A 16567-nucleotide genomic window follows, 5' to 3' on the forward strand; every position below is an offset into this window, starting at 1 on the left:
CGTTTTCCTATCCCTGTAGCCGTGTACGGAGGCGAACTGAGTGACTGACGCAGTGTTCCGCGGCCTGAAGGTCATCGATTGTGGGAGTTATATTGCAGCCCCGGCGGCGGCGACCGTGATGTCGGACTTCGGAGCGGACGTGATCAAGATCGAGCCGCCCAGCGGCGATCCTTACCGTACGCGAAACCAGCCGCCGAAGGTTCAGAGCTCGCCGGTCAATCCGCACTGGTTTGTCGATGCGCGCAACAAGCGGAGCCTCGCCGTCGATCTCACGGTGCGCGAGGGCCTCGACATCCTTTACAGGCTGGTCGCAACAGCGGACGTTTTCATAACGAACTATCCGCCCAACGTGCGCGCGAAGCTCGGTCTTACGTATCAGGACGTCTCCCGCCACAATCCGCGACTGATCTACGCGTCTTTTACCGGCTTCGGTGAAGCAGGCCCGGAAGCGAACAAGCCGGGGTTCGACGCGACGGCCTGGTGGGCGCGAACGGGAATGATGGATCTGGTGCGCGCGGGTGATGCGCCGCCGGTACGTCTTCCGCAAGGCATGGGTGATCATTGTTCGGCCATGGGCGTCTATTCCGCGATCGTCACCGCCCTCTACCGTCGCGAAAGAACCGGGCTCGGCGCCTATGTCGGATCATCGTTGTTGATGAACGGCGTGTGGGCCAATGCGTGCTCGATTCAAACGACTCTATGCGGCGAGGAGGTCGAGCGTCCGATTGAGCGTGAAAAGTCCGCAGCGCCGTGGCGAAACATCTACAAGTGCCTGGACGGGAAATGGATCCTCCTCTCCGTCGTTCACAACGAGCGTCAATGGAATGTTCTTCGGCGCGCTCTTGGCACGAGCAAGCTTGACGATCCTCGTTTTCAGACAGTCGAAGACAGAAAGGCCAATGCCTTCGCCCTGACGGAAGTGCTCGACCGGATATTTTCGCTCAAGCGCGCGCCGGCATGGCGGGATCTTCTCGACGGTCACGGTGTCGTTTTTGCTGAAGTAGCCTCGTTGTCCGAAGTGTGCGCAGACAGTCAGGTCGCACTTGCCGGGGCATTGGTACCGACCGAGGCTGGTCCAATGACTGTCTCGAGTCCCTTTTGGATACACGGTGAGGAGAAGGTCGCACCCAGGCCCGCGCCCCGGTTAGGCGAGCACACCGATGCAGTCCTCACCGCCGCCGGCCTGGATCACGACGCCATCGACAGCATGCGACTGCGAGGCATTGTGAGATGATCCGCGGCTGAGTGGATCTTGAGCAACACATCAACCGCGCGACGAGGTGCGTGGGCCGCTTGAATGTGCGTGGTCGCAGCTGTTGGCGGCCTTAGACCAGGGCTGGATCGGTGCGGTGACACGTTCGATCAGCCCCGCTGTCCGGGAATTTTCAGCGTCCCTGAAACTTCGGCGATCGCTTCTGCAGGAACGCGTCGCGGGCTTCCTGATGGTCGGCGGTTGCGCGCAGCTCGGCTTGCCACTCGATCTCGTTTTCGAGGGCGAGATTGAGGTCGTCGAGCTCTCCGGCCATGACGCGCTTGGTCAGGGCGATCGCCAGCGGCGCGGTGGTGGCGTAGCTGGCGGCCTTCTCGATGGCGCGCGCGAGGGTGGCACCCTTGGCCACAACCTCGTCCGCAAGTCCGAGCCGCAGCGCCTCGCTGGCCGCAACGGTGCGCGCGGTCAGCAGCAGGTCGCGCGCCTTCGCGTGGCCGACGCGGTTCGGCAGCGACCAAAGCAGCCCGCAGTCGGCGGCAAGGCCGATCCTGCCGAACGAGGCCGCAAAACGTGCGTCCTCTGCGGCGACGACATAGTCGCAAGCCGTCGCAAGCGACATACCGGCCCCCGCCGCATGGCCTTCCACCGCGGCGACGACCGGCTTGGGACCGGCGGCGATATGGCGGACTGAATCGTGCAGCGCCTTCATCCGCGTGAGCGAGTAGTCGCGCGGCGTCACGCCCGGAGGCGGTTTCATCTGCGAGATGTCGCCGCCGGCGCAGAATGTCTGCGCCGCGCCAGTCAGCACCATCGCTCGGCAAGCTGGATCGGCGATGTACTTCTCCATCGCGGCGAGCAGCGCGAACCTGACCTCGGTGGAAAGAGCATTCTTTCGAGCAGGCGCGTTGAGGGTGAGGACGGCGATGCCGTTCTCCAGGGTGTCGATGACGCCGTTGGCTGTGTCGCTCATGGGGTGCCGAATCCAATCATCGTTGCGAATTTTGAGAGTTCTTCCCGCTCCGTTCTATAGCTGTTCATCGCTGACGTCTCGTCCGTGTAGCCGAGCGACATGCCGGCGAACAGCATCAGTTCATCCGGCAGCTTGAGGAAGGCGCGGATGGTCTTCGGCCAGTTGGCCCAGACTTCCTGCGGACAGGTGGCAAGGCCCCGCTCGGTCGCGAGCAGCATCAGCGTCTGCATGTACATGCCGATGTCGGACCATTGCGGCGGTCCGACGCGCCGGTCGAGACAGAAGAACAGGCCGACCGGCGCGCCGAAGAACCGGAAGTTGCGCTCCTCGAGGACGGCCTGTCCGTTCGCTTCGCGGCCGATGCCGAGCGCACGGTACCGCTGTTCGCCGGCCCTGCTGCGGCGGCCGCGTAAGGGTTCCCACAGATTGCGCGGGTAGATTTCGTACTCGGTTGTCTCGCGTTCGTTACGCGCCAGCTTAGCCGCGATCTCGGCGATGAAGTCGTCGAGCGGCGCGCCGCTGAGCGCGTAGACGTGCCACGGCTGAAGATTGCCGCCGGAGGGTGCATGCCTGGCGGTATCGAGCAGCGTGCGAACCACGTCTGCGGATACGGGTTTTGGCAGGAATGCGCGTATGGCCTGACGCTTCAGCACGGCTTCGGTCACGTTCATGAGATGCTTCACTGCAGTTCGAGGCGATGGTCCGTCAGGGCATTTGCAACAGCATCGCCGCCGGATCAATATCTTTCAGGCCCGGGACCTGTCCCGATTTTTCCAACAGACCGATTTCATGGGTGATATCGGCTGCAGAGAAACGGGGGTGCGTCCAGTTTCGCCATTGCTCGGCAAAGGCGATGTCGATCGCCTTGTCGTCGAGATCCTTGTAGCCCGCGGCAAGCGCGCGCTTGGCGTCGTCGGGCTTATTCTTGATGAACTCACCGCTCTCGACGATTACCTGCTGCATGCGCTTGACGACGTCGCCGTTGGCCTTCGCGTAGGCGCCGCTCGTCAGCAGCGATGACGAGCTGGTCGGCAGCGCCGCCTCGGGGAGCTCGCCCGTCGGGCCGTCGATCCAGATCAGCCCGGTGCCCTTGAGCACCGTTACGCCCGCAAAAGGATAGCTTGCCATCATCGCGTCGATTGCGCCGGTCTCGAGGGCGGCGACCATCGCCGGTTGAGCCATATAGGTGTACTGGATCTTTGCACCCACGGTGTCGGCCGCGCTTCGGATCGGACCCAGCAACGACGATGTTGCGCTCGGGAAGGCGACGCGCAGACCGGACAGCGCACGCAGCCTGTCCGCGATCGGCGCATCGGCCTTGATGTTGAGCTGCGCGGCTTTGGTCTTCAGCACCACGATGGATCCCGCCAGGCCGCGATAAAGGTTCGCAGCAATCACGATGTCTTGCCGGCGGGCACGGGCTGCGAGGGCCTCGGGCGGGCCCGCAATCGCGAAATCCGCCGATTTCGAGATCAGCGCCGACATCGCCGCATTGCCGCTCTCCATGACGATGATCTTCGGTCGTACGCCGTGCTTTGCGAAGATCCCCGCATTCTCGGCGATCCGTACGCCACCGAGAACGAAGCTCGTCGAACTCACCGCCACGGAAACCTCCGTCGGTGTCTGCGCTGCGACGGGCTGCGCGGCAGATTGCAGCAGCATCGCACCGAAAGCAGTCGCGAGAAAATGAGTGCGTGTGATGGCTGATGCAAATCTCATCTCATCGAGTCCTAGCCGGCTTTCTTCGCATCGGTGGACTTGACGGCGTCCTGCATCCGGACCGGTGGCACCACGGGCACGATACCGCTCATCAACGTGCCAGGAATCAACTGGGTCAACCGATCGATCGTGAATAGCGTGCCGTCGTTGACGATCGCTTTCATGTCCTCGCCATAGAAATATGTGCTGATGCGGCCCTTCTCGACATGGAAGACCTGGCCGTTGATCGTGTCGGCCTGATCGGTGGTAAGGAAGGCGACCATCGGGGCGATATGTTCCGGTCCGCGCGGTTCGGAAGCGCGGTCGTACTCCGCCTTGGTCATCAGGCCGGCTTCGAGTTTGCGTTTTCTGTTGGCGATCACCGCGTCGTTCATCACCATGCGCGTGTCTGCCATCGGGCAGATTGCATTGCAGGTGATGCCGAACTTCGAAGTTTCTTTGGCGATCGAGCGTGTGAGGCCGATGATGCCGGCCTTCGCCGCACTATAATTGCATTGGCCGACCGAACCTTTGAACGCGTCGGAGGAAAAGTTGACGATGCGCCCGTAGCCTGCCTGGCGCATGTACTTGATGGCGTGGTGGGACATGCTCCAGTGTCCCTTGAGGTGCACATTGATCACGGCATCGAAGTCCTCTTCGGACATGTTCCAGATCATGCGCTCGCGTAACATGCCCGCAACGTTGACGAGAATGTCGATCTTGCCGGTGTCCTCGACGAGCTTGCGGACCATCTGTCCGGCCTTCTGATGGTCGCCGACAGAGTCGTAATTTGCCATGGCTTTGCCGCCCGAGGCCCTGATCTCGGCGACGACATCGTCGGCCGGACGTTCACCTGTCGCCTCGCCGCTGCGGCCGACGCCGGGATCGTTGACCAGGACGGTTGCGCCTTCCCTGGCCAGGAGGAGAGCGACGTCGCGCCCGATTCCCCGGCCGGCGCCGGTTACGATGGCTGTTTTCCCCTTGAGATGCATGGCCGTCTCCTGTGCTGCCGTCGCGATCATTGCGTGCGGCCCAAGCAATCGTTCTCACAGATGAGGCTAGCAGAGCGGCATCGAGACGGCCGAATGACTTTTCTGCACGAGGGTCGATAGGATTCCTAATTTGCCCGCGGTTGAGAGCGCCCGTTAGTTTCGTGCCGATGTAGCCGGCCGGTTGGTGGACAAAACGTCGCGCCGATCGCGTCAAGGGCAACCGACAGAGCAGGTGCGCAGATGGGCGAGCGAACGCTTCGCGGCAAGACGGCAATCGCCGGTGTCGGCGAAACCAAGTATTACAAGCACGGAAAGTCGCCCGACCCGGAGTTCAAGCTCGCACTGATGGCGATCCTTTCGGCTTGCGAGGATGCGGGAATCAACCCTCGCGACATCGACGGCTTCTCCTCCTATTCAAACGATCGCAACGAGCCGCCCAGGCTCGCGGCGGCGTTCGGCTGCAGGGAATTGCGGTTCTCCAACATGCAATGGGGCGGCGGAGGCGGCGGAGGCGCAGCGGCGATCGCCAATGCGGCAGCGGCAGTCGCCACCGGAATGGCCGATTGTGTCGTGGCCTATCGCTCGCTCGCCCAGGGACAATTCGCCCGCTTTGGGCGCAGCGCAGGCGCAAAGACCGTTACGGGCGAGATGTCTCTGTCCGTCCCATACGGCGCGATGACGCCGGCGCAGCGCTATTCCATGAAGGCGATGCGTTTCATGCACGAGCATGGGATCAAGCAGGAAGCGCTTCGCGCCATTGCGCTCGCATCCTACCATCATGCCCAGAAGAATCCGGGTGCGGTGATGCACGGCCGTCCGCTCGACGAGGCGAAATACGACGCCTCGCGCTGGATCGCGGAGCCGCACCACCTGTACGATTGCTGCCAGGAGAACGACGGTGCCGCTGCTGTGATTGTCGTTTCCGCCGAGCGTGCGAAGGATATGCGGCAGAAGCCTGCCTTCCTGCTCGGTGCGGCAGCCGGTGGCCCCTATCGCGCCGCTGCCGCCGCGGCCAACACGCCGGATTTCGGCAGCTCGCATTTCACGACCGTGGCTCCGCATCTCTATGACATGGCAAAGGTCACGCCGAAGGATGTGGATGTCGTGCAGTGCTACGAGAATTTCACTGGCGGCGTGCTGATGAGCCTGGTCGAGCACGGATTGTTCAAGGCGGAAGAAGCCAACGACGTGCTCAAGCTGCCGAACCTGACGGCGGAAACCGGCAAGCTTCCGCTCAACACCAGCGGCGGGAATCTTGCCGAATGCTACATGCATGGCCTCGAGCTTCATACCGAGGCTGTGCGGCAGTTGCGTGGCACGTCGTTCAACCAGGTCAAGGACGCCGAGGTGGCGCTCGTGGTCGCTGGCCCGATGGTGACGCCGGTGAGTACATCAATCTACGGTTCGGAGGCTGCACTCGGATGACCGCTCGATCCTCTTACCTGCCCGAAGGATTGCCGATTCCCGTTCCGGAAGCCGATGGCCTCAGTGCCCCGCATTGGGCGGGCCTGCGTCAGAACACGCTCCGCATTCAGTGCTGCAAGAAGTGCTCCACCTGGCAATGGGGTCCGGAATGGATCTGCCATGCCTGCCATTCCTTCGAGATCGACTGGAAGACCGTGGAGCCGAGTGGGACGATCTACAGTTGGACCCGCGTGTGGCATCCGACGCACACCGTCCTCAATGATCGCGGGCCTTACATCGTCGTCGTGGTCGAACTGCCGCACGCCGGCAGCGTCCGGGTCATCGGCAATCTCCTGGGCGATGCGCAACAACCTGTGACAATCGGTGCCAAGGTCGTCGGTGTGTTCGAACAGCACGATGGCACTGAGCCGGCGTACGCCCTGCTGCACTGGAAGGTCGCAGATTGAGCTGAGGTCCGCCGGATATCTTACTGGAGAGTGCTCGCATGCCTGTCACCTATGAAAAGCTGATGAGCCTGAAGCTCGACGGTGCCACGTTCGAATACAGTGAACGGGACAGCATGCTCTATGCGCTGAGCATCGGGATGGGGCGCGATCCGCTCAACCAGGACGAACTGGCTTACGTGTTCGAGAAGGGCGGGATCAAGACAGTGCCGACGCAGGCCTGCGTGGTTGCACGTCCCAATCTGCTGCTCGATGTCGGTCTGGACCGGACGAAGGTTCTGCATGGAGAGCAGCGGCTTACTCTGCATCGACCATTGCCGCCATCGGCCAGGCTGGTGGCGAGCGCGCGCATCGCCGAGGCTTATGACAAGGGCCCGGGCAAAGGAGCGATCATCTATGTCGAGAGCGTGATCAAGGAGGTGGGCAAGGACACGCCGCTGATCACTCTGGTCAACACCACATTTGCGCGAGGCGACGGCGGTTTCGGCGGGCCGAACGGCGCGGGGCGGACGCCCCATGAAGTGCCGAGCCGCGCCGCAGACCTGAAAGGTGTGACGGAAACGCGCGCGGACCAGGCGCTGCTCTATCGACTGAACGGCGATCGCAATCCGCTGCATGCCGACCCTGCGCTGGCGGAGCGGGCGGGTTTCAAAGCGCCGATCCTGCACGGGTTGTGCAGTTATGCGATTGCGTGCCGGGAAGTCCTGAAGCACGTGTGCAAATACGATCACACGAGAATCCGTGAATTCGGCGTGCGGTTCACTTCGCCGGTATATCCCGGAGAGACGATCGAGACCGACATCTGGGTCGACGGCAACATCGTTTCATTCCGCTGCCGCGTACCGGCGCGGAACGTGACCGTTCTCAACAACGGCAGATGTCTGCTGAACGCCTGACGGATTTGCTTCTGCTGCGATCCGGGTCGCTGGCCTTCAATGCTGCGGAGACAAGCCGAATCTCTGCCGTCATGCCCACGTAAACGGGCATCCAGTTCAGAGATCTGAGGCTTGGAGACTGGGTCCCGCTTCGCGGGGACGACGCTGAGAATGCACGGGCGACTGCGTCGTCACGACGAAGTCGATGACGATCTCACGGAATCGAGGGGGAGGATGTCGTGATGCTGCGCAATGTACTTCTTGCTGTGGCGGCTGCTTGTATCGGTGTATCCGCGGCAAGCGCACAAGGAGCGGGAGCCAATTTCCCGTCAAAGCCCATTCGCGTGATTGTCCCGTTTCCGCCAGGACAGAGCGCGGACATCATTGTCCGCCTGCTTGCCGACAAGATCAAGAAGCAGAGCGGCGCAACCGTGGTGGTCGAGAACAAGCCCGGGGGCAATGCGATCATCGGCGCGTCGGAAGCGGCGCGGGCACGCCCTGACGGGTACACCTTGCTGATGGCCGGAACGACTGCCATGTCGGCTGCCGCGTCAATGAATGCGAACCTGCCTTACGATCCGGTCAAGAGCTTCACGCCGGTCACTGGCGTGGCGCTGAATTCGTACGTGCTCGTGGTGAAGCCGGATTATCCGGCGAATTCGGTGCAGGATATCGTGGAGCTGGCCAGGAAATCGCCGGGTAAACTCAGCTTCGGTTCAGGCAATCAATCGAGCCGGATGGCGGCCGAGCTGTTCAAGACGATGACGGGTGTGGAGCTGTTGCACATTCCCTATCAAGGCACCGAACAGGCGATGTCTGACCTCGTGAATGGTCAGATCACGATGATGTTCAACGGCGTCATGACGAGCAATCCTTACCTCAAGCGCAAGGATCTGAAGGCGCTCGGCGTATCGTCGCAGGCGCGCGAGCCGGAGCTGCCGGACGTTCCGGTCATCGGCGACACCGTTGCAGGATATTCGTTCATCGCCTGGCAGGGACTGGTGGCACCGGCCGGTGTCCCGCGCGAGACGGTGGCAACATTGAATCGGCTGTTCACGGATGCGCTCAAGGACGGCGAAATCTACGCCCGCCTGAACGGGCTTGGGATGACCGTCTGGCCAGTATCGCAGGAGGAACTGGGCAAGGTGATCGCCGAGGACAAGGTGAAGTGGCGGATGCTGGTGACGAAGGCCGGAATTCCTGTCGTTCAGTGAGGAACGGCGGCGTGGTGATCATGACACATTTCAATCTTCGGACCCCGGACTCGCGATGACCTCGAAGGCGCCGGCGGCAGTCGATCGACAGGATGTATTGGCCGCGCTGCTTGTCGGCGCGGTCGGACTTGCGGGCCTCTGGTTCGGACGCGGTCTCGCCTGGGGGCAGGCCTCGGCGATGGGGCCGGGCTACCTGCCGCTCGGCATCAGCTGGCTGCTGATAACCATTGCATTGCTGCTGGGCGCGCGAGCGTATCTCGGCCCGAAACGGAAGTTGCCGGCGATGAACCTGCGGCCGTTGGCGGTCATTACTGCGGCAAGCCTGCTGTTCGGATTTCTGCTGGAGCGGCTCGGACTCGTCTGCACGACCTTCGTGGTCGCCGTTCTTGCGTCATTCGCGTCGGCGGATTCCTCCCTGCGCGAGCGGCTGGTGCTGGCGGCAACGCTGTCGATCGCGAGTACGGTCGTGTTCGTTTTCTTGCTGGGGCAGCCAATCCGGCTCTGGTGGTGGCTGGAATGACTCTCGTCGAGAGCCTGCTGGCGGGGTTTTCGGTCGCGGCGACGCCGTCGAACCTGTTGTTCTGTCTACTCGGCGTCACGCTCGGGACGCTGATTGGCGTTCTGCCGGGGCTCGGCCCCACGGCAACGATCTCCTTGTTGCTCCCGTTCACGTTCGGGCTTGATCCGGTGACGTCGCTTATCATGCTCGCCGGAATCTATTATGGCGCGCAGTACGGAGGCTCAACCACTGCGATCCTGATCAACCTTCCCGGCGAAGCGTCATCCGTCGTCACCTGTCTCGACGGATACCAGATGGCGCGCCAGGGTCGGGCCGGAACCGCGCTGACGATCGCCGCGCTCGGATCGCTGTTTGCCGGGATCGTCGGAAGCTTTGTGATTGCGCTCTGGGGTCCGGTGCTCGCGGACTTCGCCCGCGGGTTTAGTTCACCGGAATATTTTGCGCTCATGGTGCTCGGTCTGGTCGCCGCCATCGTGCTGGCACAAGGCTCGCTGCTGAATGCGATCGCGGCGATTATGATGGGCATGTTCATCGGTCTGATCGGAATCGACCGGACCAGCGGCGTTGCCCGCTACACCTTCGGACAACCCGAACTGTTCGACGGGATCGGCTTCGTGCCTGTCGCGATGGGCGTGTTCGGTCTGGTCGAGATCGCCGTCAATCTCGAGCAGACGCAGGGTAAACGGCAGGTTCTCAGCCAGGTCGGGCGGCTGTGGTTGACCAGAGACGATGTCGCGAAGGCCTATCGCGCGGTCCTGCGAGGGACGGGAATCGGTTGCCTGTTGGGCATATTGCCTGGAGGCGGTGCCGTGCTGGGCTCGTTTGCGAGCTACGCGCTGGAGCGAAGGGTGTCGCGAGACCCGGCGCGCTTCGGACATGGCGCGATCGAGGGCGTCGCCGGTCCGGAATCCGCCAACAACGCGGCTGCGCAGACCTCGTTCATTCCGCTTCTGACGCTCGGCATTCCTTCGAACGGCATCATGGCGCTGCTCATGGGCGCGATGATGGTTCAGGGAATAGCGCCCGGCCCTGAGGTGATGACCAGCCGTCCCGAGCTGTTTTGGGGACTGATTGCCAGCATGCTGATCGGCAACCTGTTGCTGGTCGTCATCAACCTTCCCATGATCGGCATCTGGGTCAAGCTGCTGCACGTGCCGTATCGCATCCTGTTTCCGACGATCCTGATCGTCTGCTGCGTCGGCGTCTACACCCTCAACAACAGCATCTTCGAGGTTGTGGTGATGGCAGGCTTCGGCGTGTTCGGTTACGCGATGCGAAAGAGCGGATGCGAGGGTGCCCCATTCTTACTGGGCCTCATTCTGGGGCCATTGATGGAAGAGCATCTGCGTCGCGCGATGCTGATATCGTTCGGCGACCCGAGCGTTTTCGTGACGCGCCCGGTGTCGGCCGTGCTGCTGCTGATCGCCGTCCTGCTGTTCGCCTTTGCGGTCATTCCGTCCGTGAGCCTCATGCGTGCAAAAACTTTCGAAGAGGATTAAGCCGTCATGTCCGTTCCATTGGCATTCGAGGGAATCAAGGTCGTTGATTTTTCGCAAGGCGTCGCCGGTCCGCATGCGGGGCTTCTGATGGCTATGCATGGCGCGGACGTGATCAAGATCGAGCCAACCGAGCGGGGCGACTGGTCGCGAGCGCTCGGCCGCAGCTACGGCGACTCCTCCGCGTTCTCCATCTACTACAACCGCGGCAAGCGATCGCTCGCACTGGACATGAAGAGTGGCGAAGGCCGGGACATCGCGCGGCGGCTGGTTGCACGGGCCGACGTGATCATTGAAGCCTTCCGGCCCGGCGTGATGAAGCGGTTCGGATTGGATTACGACAGCGTCAAGCGCCTGAATGAAAACGTCGTGTTTCTCTCGGTGACCGGTTTCGGCCAGACCGGCGCCAACATCGAACGGCCCGCGACTGATGCGGTGATCCAGGGCTATTCGGGCTTGATGAGCCTCAACAAGGACCGCAACGGCTTGCCGCAGCGGTTTCCGATGGTCGCGATCGACGTGGTGACGGGACTCTATGCCTGCCAGGCGGTGATGGCCGCGCTGATGCGGCGTTTTCGTTTCGGCGGGGGACAGTACATCGATTGCAGCCTGCTGCAATGCGCGACGGCGTTTCAGGCGGCGCGGCTCATCGAGCATCACTTTCAAGGCGGCCTTCCCGAAGTAATGTACGTGCCGCTCGGCGTGCTGCAGACGAAGGATTCCTTCATCAGCATTTCGGTCAATCGTGATGAACATTTCGTCGCTTTCTGCAGGGCCATCGGTCATGAGACGCTCGCGGTCGATCCGCGTTATGCCACTCGCGATGGCCGCGTGCAGCATGAGGAGGAACTGATGGCGCTGATCCGCCGGGAGTTCCTGCAGCGATCCACTGCGGAATGGGTCGAACGGCTGACGAACGCTGACGTGCTGCACGCTCCGATCCGTAGCTATGACGACCTGCTTCAGGACCAGGAGATGCGGGATCTCGGTTATCTGGATTGGATGCGGCAGGGTGGCATCGATGCCGAGGTGCCGATCCCCAACATCCCCGGCACGTTGCGTGCGACCGCGTATGGTTCGCTGTCTGCGTCTCCGCGCGTTGGCCAGCACAGCCGTGAGGTGCTGGCCGAACTCGGTGTCGCAGAGAGGGAGATTTCCGATCTGCTGTCGCGCGGCATCGCCAAGTCGCCCGCCGAATAGAGGATGCGCGCGGCGTGCAGCTTCGGGTGTGATGAAACTATGTTGATGAGGTCAGTGCCACATCTTCAGCGTCGTCGCCGCGTAGGCGGGGACCTATGAACACCGAGCTGTTGTCGAGCGCGGCGGCTGCTGCCGGGAGGCGACAGGCATTTCCAGTCTCACTGACGTTACCTTGTATGGGTCCCTGCCTTCGCAGGGACGACGCCGAATGTAGGGCACAGCGTTAGCGCTCGAAGTTCACTTTGCCCAACCCAATCTCATCACGTTTCAGGCGACCAGACGCCGTTGCTGCGCAATGGAAACGATCTGCGGCTTTACTGCGGGCGTGCGGCGCGACAGGAGCCAGTCGCGGAATGCGGTGACCTTCGGCAGGTTCTTTCGGCTTTCCGGATAGACGCAGTAGAAGCCCGCTTTTCGCTTCAGCGGTATGTTGAAGGGGACGATAAGGCGGCCGTTGGCGATGTCGTCGGCAATGTATTCGCGCTGGCCAAGGCCGATGCCCATACCCGCAAGCACGCATTGATGTGCGACAGCCAGATCCTCCGTATAGACTTCCTGCGCAGGCATGAACGGTTCCTTGCTCACCAGGCCGAACCATCGCGGCCACTCCTGGCGACGCAAATGCGAGTGATAGACCGTCGCCTTCAGCAGATCCTCCGGCTTCTGCAGCGGCACGCTCTCGGCGAGCGCCGGGCTGCAGTTGGGCAGCAGCTCGTCCTCAAAGAGCAGGTCTGCGTGCAGGCCGTCCCATTGGCCGTGCCCGTAGCGGATCGCGACGTCGGGCCCGTCCTTTCCGAATTCGAGCTCCTCGCGTCCACTTGAAAGCTTGATTTCGATATGGGGATGCGACGATTGAAAATCCGGCAGCCTCGGTAGCAGCCAGCGCACCAGGAAATTCGTGTATCCGCGGATCTCGAGGATCGTCCGGCGGCGATCCTTTGCGAGCGTTTCGGTCGCCTTGTCGATGTTGTCGAAGGCGCGCGTCAGCACGCCGGCGAACTGCCGGCTCGCGTCCGATAGATGCACGCCGCTGGTGCCGCGATCGAACAATTCGAAGCCGAGATAGTCTTCGAGAGTCCGGATGTGACGGCTGACCGCGCCTTGCGTGACGTTCAATTCGTCGGCGGCCTTGGTGAAACTCTCGTGACGGGCGGCAGCCTCAAAGGCTCGCAGATGATTCAGGGGCGGCATGCGTCGCTTCATAACTGCTTCCTCCGTCGATCTGTTCTTATCAACCGCGCCGGCGCGGCGTTGTCGGATTGGGCATCAGCATAGGAGAAAAATGGGTCTTTGCAAATGATCTAAATGAATATAAGAGATTGGTGCGATAAGCGCCCGATCGGGTCAAGAACAAGCTCAGGCAAGGGAGGCGTTCGGGATGGTGGAAGCTGCCATGACGACAACAACCCCGGCTTCCGGAGAATTCGCGAGCATCTATGCGGCCTTCTCGTCCGGCCTGCACGCAAATGCCCTGCCGCAGGCGGCGCTCAACGCCGCCAAGACCAATCTCCTCGATACGCTCGCCTGCGCCATCGCCGGCTCTTCGGCGCCGGGCGTCGATGAGGTCGCGGACCTCGTGCGCAAGTGGGGCGGGGCCGGTGAAGCCTCCATCTGGGGATCGGACAGCCGCGTGCCGGCACATCACGCAGCCTGGGTCAACGGAATGATGGCGCATGCGCGCGATTACGACGACACGCATGACGCCGCGGTGCTTCACGCCGGCGTCTCGGTCGTGCCTGCCGCATTGGCCGCCGCCGAACTGAAGGGCGATGCAACCGGTGCCGATCTGCTTGCGGGCGTCGCTGTGGGGCTCGAACTGATTTCGCGACTTGGGATCGGCACCACCATCGGCATCATCGAGAGCGGCTTCATTTACACCTCGCTGTTCGGTTATTTCGGCGCGACCGCAGCGGCGGCGCGCGTGATGGGCCTGGATGCAGAAGAGACCGTCAATGCTCTCGGCGTTGCCTACAGCCAGGTCGCGGGCACGCATCAGGTCACCCGCGACGCCGCGCTGACGAAACGCATGCAGCCCGGCTTTGCCGCGAAGGCGGCGCTCGTTTCGGTTCAGCTCACCGAGCGTGGCATCCGCGGCGCGCAGAACACGTTCGATGGAATCGACGGCCTGTTCCGCACCTATCTGCGCGATCGCGTCGACCCGCAGGCGCTGCGCGATGGGCTCGGTGAGCGATACGAATTCTGCGAGCTGAGCTACAAGCCGTACCCGTGCTGCCGCTTCGACCATACGGCGATCGACGCCGCACTGCAGATCAGGGCGCGCGACGGCTTCGATGTCGGCAAGGTCCGTCGCGCGCAGGTCGGCATGAACCGTCAGGCATTCGAGGCAGTCTGCACGCCGCTCGACATGCGCAAACGGCCGAAGACGATCGTGCAGGCCCAGTTCAGCATTCCTTACACCGTCGCCTGCGCGCTGATCGACGGGGGTGTCGGTCTCGGACACTTCACCGAGGAGGGGATTCGCCGTGCCGACGTGTTGTCGCTTGCCGCGCGGATCGACGGGCGCGTTGATGACGAGATTGAGCGCGACTGGGGTCGCAACATTTCACCGTCGCATGTTCTCCTGGAATTGACGGACGGCACGGTCTTCGAATCCCGTGTCGATCTGCCGCGCGGCCATACCCGCTTTCCGATGACGGCACAGGACGTCGAGGCGAAACTCACGGATTGCATCGGTTTCAGCGCCGAGCCGCTTGCGGCCGACGCGTCCAGTCGGCTGCGGCTGCTGGTCGATACGTTGGAGCAGTCAAACAGCGTCCTGCCGCTGATCCACGCCTTGCGTCCGGCAGCCCTGCAATGAGGAACGTGTTGTCAATGCCAGATGCGGCGCAGCGGTCGCGGGACAGAACGGCGCCGATGATCGAATTCAAGGGCACGCGCGTCCGATTCGGCAGTCTCGACGCCATCGGCCCGGTCAGTCTGAGCGTGAAGCGCGGCGAGTTTCTTGCCGTTATCGGCCCGAGCGGTTGTGGAAAGTCGACGCTGCTCAATCTTGTCGCCGGAACATTGAAGCCGGCCGGAGGCGAGGTGCTTTATCGCGGTGCGCCGGTGGACGGCGTCAATCGCGAGATCGGCTACATTACTCAGAAGAACCATTGCCTGCCGTGGCGAACCGTCGAGGGCAACATAAGGCTGCCGCTCGAGTTCCGCGGCTATCCAAATGGAGAGATTGCAAGCCGGGTCACCAGCGTGTTGCAGCAGGTGGGGCTTGCAGGCTTCGAGAAATCCTACCCACGGCAGTTATCCGGCGGCATGCTGCAGCGGGTTTCGATCGCCCGCACCCTCGCTTACGCGCCCGACACCTATCTGATGGACGAGCCGTTCGGAAGTCTCGACGCGCAGTTGCGACTGCGGATGCATGAGGAGATCATGCGGCTCTGGCACCAGACGGGATCGACCTTCGTGTTCGTGACGCATGACCTGCACGAAGCGATCACGCTGGCCGATCGCGTCGTGGTCATCAGCAGGCGACCCGGTCGCATCAAGCTCGTCGTCGACATCGACCTGCCGCGGCCGCGCGACGTCATCGACCTGCAATCAGATCCCAGGTTCGGCGCGTACTTCAAGCAGCTATGGGATGCCCTCGATGTCCATTGAGCGTGCCACAGGTGACGAGCTGGAACGTCCGTCCGCGGACAGCGGCAATGTCGCGGAGAAACGCGGAGGATCGACGCGGTTCTTCAATCCGAGGCGCATCGACATTTATCTGCAGATCGCCTTTCTCATCGCGGTGTTCGCGATCTGGGAATGCTCGGCGATTTACTTCGGCACGGATTTCTGGACGAGCCGGCCGTCGGCGATCGCGCAAGAACTTGTGAACTGGGCCAATTCCGGTCTCTTGTGGACCGATCTGAAGCTGACACTGATGGAGGCCGGCATAGGTTTCGTCATCGGCAGCGCGCTCGGCGGCCTCGTCGGCTTCGTGCTGGGCTGGATCAGGCGGCTCGGCGATTTCTTCGAGCCGTTTATTCTGTCGATCTACACGCTTCCGAAAATCGCGCTTGCGCCGCTGTTCGTCCTCTGGTTCGGGATCGGCGCGATCAACAAGATCATGTTCTCGGCCATGCTGGTGTTCTTCATGGTCTTCTTTACGACATTTCAAGGGACCCGGCAGGTGGATCGCGAACTCGTCGAGAATGCGAGGTTGCTCGGCGCGAGCAATTTCGGAATCTGGACCAAGATCGCAATTCCCTATTCGGCTGTGTGGGTCTTCACCGGAATCCGGATCGGCCTGCCATATTCGTTGATCGGCGCGATCGTCGGCGAGTTCGTCGCCGCGGAGGCCGGCGTTGGTTTCCGGATCAAGGAATCGACGGCGTTCTTCAACACGGCTGGCGTGTTTGCGGGGCTGATCGTGCTGATGGCGATCAGTCTCGTGCTGCTCGGTGCACTCAAGCTGATTGAGCGGCGTGCGTTGCGTTGGCAGGTGCATAATTCGATGGACGGCGTTGTGCCGTGACCGGTTTCGTCCGTCATATCCAAACAAGTGACATAGCGACAGAAATG

General features: G+C 62.2%; 16 protein-coding genes. 11 read left to right on the top strand and 5 right to left on the bottom strand.

The genetic code is table 11. The annotated features are described in order from the left end of the window. The first annotated feature begins 40 nt into the window (after positions 1–40). On the top strand, positions 41–1234 hold the full coding sequence (locus RCO31_RS10840; RefSeq protein ID WP_308968332.1) for a CoA transferase: 1194 nt from the start codon (positions 41–43) through the stop codon (positions 1232–1234). Between the two features lie 151 nt (positions 1235–1385). On the opposite strand, the gene RCO31_RS10845 is transcribed toward RCO31_RS10840, so the two are convergent. The 4 genes from RCO31_RS10845 to RCO31_RS10860 are packed head-to-tail and all read right to left on the bottom strand — an operon-like array spanning position 1386 to position 4870. Then, positions 1386–2180 carry an enoyl-CoA hydratase/isomerase family protein gene (locus RCO31_RS10845; protein WP_308968333.1) on the bottom strand — a complete coding sequence of 265 codons (795 nt, stop codon included), beginning with the start codon at positions 2178–2180 and terminating at the stop codon, positions 1386–1388. Further along, a complete protein-coding gene (locus tag RCO31_RS10850) occupies positions 2177–2851 on the bottom strand; it encodes a nitroreductase (protein WP_308968334.1) in 675 nt (224 codons plus the stop codon). The genes RCO31_RS10845 and RCO31_RS10850 overlap by 4 nt, the downstream gene beginning before the upstream one ends. 34 nt (positions 2852–2885) lie before the next feature. Then, positions 2886–3899 (bottom strand): ABC transporter substrate-binding protein, encoded by a 1014-nt coding sequence (locus tag RCO31_RS10855; protein WP_308968335.1) that lies wholly within the window; start codon positions 3897–3899, stop codon positions 2886–2888. Between the two features lie 11 nt (positions 3900–3910). Continuing rightward, positions 3911–4870 (bottom strand): SDR family NAD(P)-dependent oxidoreductase, encoded by a 960-nt coding sequence (locus RCO31_RS10860; RefSeq protein WP_308968336.1) that lies wholly within the window; start codon positions 4868–4870, stop codon positions 3911–3913. A gap of 240 nt (positions 4871–5110) precedes the next feature. On the opposite strand from RCO31_RS10860, the gene RCO31_RS10865 reads away from it, so the two are divergent. The 7 genes from RCO31_RS10865 (at position 5111) to RCO31_RS10895 (ending at position 12043) form a co-directional block, all read left to right on the top strand. Next, a complete protein-coding gene (locus RCO31_RS10865; protein WP_308968337.1) occupies positions 5111–6295 on the top strand; it encodes an acetyl-CoA acetyltransferase in 1185 nt (394 codons plus the stop codon). After that, a complete protein-coding gene (locus RCO31_RS10870) occupies positions 6292–6741 on the top strand; it encodes an OB-fold domain-containing protein (protein WP_308968338.1) in 450 nt (149 codons plus the stop codon). Before RCO31_RS10865 ends, RCO31_RS10870 begins: the two co-directional genes overlap by 4 nt. Positions 6742–6779: 38 nt before the next feature. Next, complete coding sequence (locus tag RCO31_RS10875; protein WP_308968339.1) at positions 6780–7634, top strand: MaoC/PaaZ C-terminal domain-containing protein; 855 nt, start codon at positions 6780–6782, stop codon at positions 7632–7634. A gap of 221 nt (positions 7635–7855) precedes the next feature. Continuing rightward, entirely contained in the window at positions 7856–8827 is a 972-nt protein-coding gene (locus tag RCO31_RS10880) for a tripartite tricarboxylate transporter substrate-binding protein (RefSeq protein ID WP_308968340.1), read from the top strand. A gap of 55 nt (positions 8828–8882) precedes the next feature. Further along, positions 8883–9347: a tripartite tricarboxylate transporter TctB family protein gene (locus RCO31_RS10885; RefSeq protein WP_308968341.1), complete on the top strand. Its 465-nt coding sequence runs from the start codon at positions 8883–8885 to the stop codon at positions 9345–9347. Further along, a complete protein-coding gene (locus RCO31_RS10890; RefSeq protein ID WP_308968342.1) occupies positions 9344–10846 on the top strand; it encodes a tripartite tricarboxylate transporter permease in 1503 nt (500 codons plus the stop codon). Before RCO31_RS10885 ends, RCO31_RS10890 begins: the two co-directional genes overlap by 4 nt. Positions 10847–10852: 6 nt before the next feature. Then, entirely contained in the window at positions 10853–12043 is a 1191-nt protein-coding gene (locus tag RCO31_RS10895; protein WP_308968343.1) for a CoA transferase, read from the top strand. A 267-nt stretch (positions 12044–12310) separates the two neighbouring features. On the opposite strand, the gene gcvA is transcribed toward RCO31_RS10895, so the two are convergent. Further along, the gene (gene gcvA / locus RCO31_RS10900) at positions 12311–13234 is read right to left on the bottom strand and encodes a transcriptional regulator GcvA (RefSeq protein WP_308968344.1); all 924 of its coding nucleotides are present in this window, start codon (positions 13232–13234) and stop codon (positions 12311–12313) included. A 202-nt stretch (positions 13235–13436) separates the two neighbouring features. Between gcvA and RCO31_RS10905 the strand changes: the two genes are divergently transcribed. From RCO31_RS10905 to RCO31_RS10915, 3 genes are read left to right on the top strand one after another with little or no spacing between them, the layout of a single operon-like run. Then, positions 13437–14861, top strand: coding sequence for an MmgE/PrpD family protein (locus RCO31_RS10905; RefSeq protein ID WP_308968345.1), 1425 nt, complete (start codon positions 13437–13439; stop codon positions 14859–14861). Between the two features lie 56 nt (positions 14862–14917). Beyond that, positions 14918–15658, top strand: coding sequence for an ABC transporter ATP-binding protein (locus RCO31_RS10910; protein ID WP_308968346.1), 741 nt, complete (start codon positions 14918–14920; stop codon positions 15656–15658). After that, entirely contained in the window at positions 15648–16520 is an 873-nt protein-coding gene (locus RCO31_RS10915) for an ABC transporter permease (RefSeq protein ID WP_308968347.1), read from the top strand. The genes RCO31_RS10910 and RCO31_RS10915 overlap by 11 nt, the downstream gene beginning before the upstream one ends. The last annotated feature ends 47 nt before the right edge of the window (positions 16521–16567 follow it).

Origin of the sequence: Bradyrhizobium sp. LHD-71 (assembly GCF_031157255.1) — a bacterium.
Classification (GTDB): domain Bacteria; phylum Pseudomonadota; class Alphaproteobacteria; order Rhizobiales; family Xanthobacteraceae; genus P52-10.

Bases quoted from the DNA above. Each gene is read 5' to 3' on its own strand.
- RCO31_RS10845 (WP_308968333.1), bottom strand. From the start codon at position 2,180: ATGAGCGACACAGCCAACGGCGTCATCGACACCCTGGAGAACGGCATC.
- RCO31_RS10850 (WP_308968334.1), bottom strand. From the start codon at position 2,851: ATGAACGTGACCGAAGCCGTGCTGAAGCGTCAGGCCATACGCGCATTC.
- RCO31_RS10855 (WP_308968335.1), bottom strand. From the start codon at position 3,899: ATGAGATTTGCATCAGCCATCACACGCACTCATTTTCTCGCGACTGCT.
- RCO31_RS10860 (WP_308968336.1), bottom strand. From the start codon at position 4,870: ATGCATCTCAAGGGGAAAACAGCCATCGTAACCGGCGCCGGCCGGGGA.
- RCO31_RS10865 (WP_308968337.1), top strand. From the start codon at position 5,111: ATGGGCGAGCGAACGCTTCGCGGCAAGACGGCAATCGCCGGTGTCGGC.
- RCO31_RS10870 (WP_308968338.1), top strand. From the start codon at position 6,292: ATGACCGCTCGATCCTCTTACCTGCCCGAAGGATTGCCGATTCCCGTT.
- RCO31_RS10875 (WP_308968339.1), top strand. From the start codon at position 6,780: ATGCCTGTCACCTATGAAAAGCTGATGAGCCTGAAGCTCGACGGTGCC.
- RCO31_RS10880 (WP_308968340.1), top strand. From the start codon at position 7,856: ATGCTGCGCAATGTACTTCTTGCTGTGGCGGCTGCTTGTATCGGTGTA.
- RCO31_RS10885 (WP_308968341.1), top strand. From the start codon at position 8,883: ATGACCTCGAAGGCGCCGGCGGCAGTCGATCGACAGGATGTATTGGCC.
- RCO31_RS10890 (WP_308968342.1), top strand. From the start codon at position 9,344: ATGACTCTCGTCGAGAGCCTGCTGGCGGGGTTTTCGGTCGCGGCGACG.
- RCO31_RS10895 (WP_308968343.1), top strand. From the start codon at position 10,853: ATGTCCGTTCCATTGGCATTCGAGGGAATCAAGGTCGTTGATTTTTCG.
- gcvA (WP_308968344.1), bottom strand. From the start codon at position 13,234: ATGCCGCCCCTGAATCATCTGCGAGCCTTTGAGGCTGCCGCCCGTCAC.
- RCO31_RS10905 (WP_308968345.1), top strand. From the start codon at position 13,437: ATGACGACAACAACCCCGGCTTCCGGAGAATTCGCGAGCATCTATGCG.
- RCO31_RS10910 (WP_308968346.1), top strand. From the start codon at position 14,918: ATGATCGAATTCAAGGGCACGCGCGTCCGATTCGGCAGTCTCGACGCC.
- RCO31_RS10915 (WP_308968347.1), top strand. From the start codon at position 15,648: ATGTCCATTGAGCGTGCCACAGGTGACGAGCTGGAACGTCCGTCCGCG.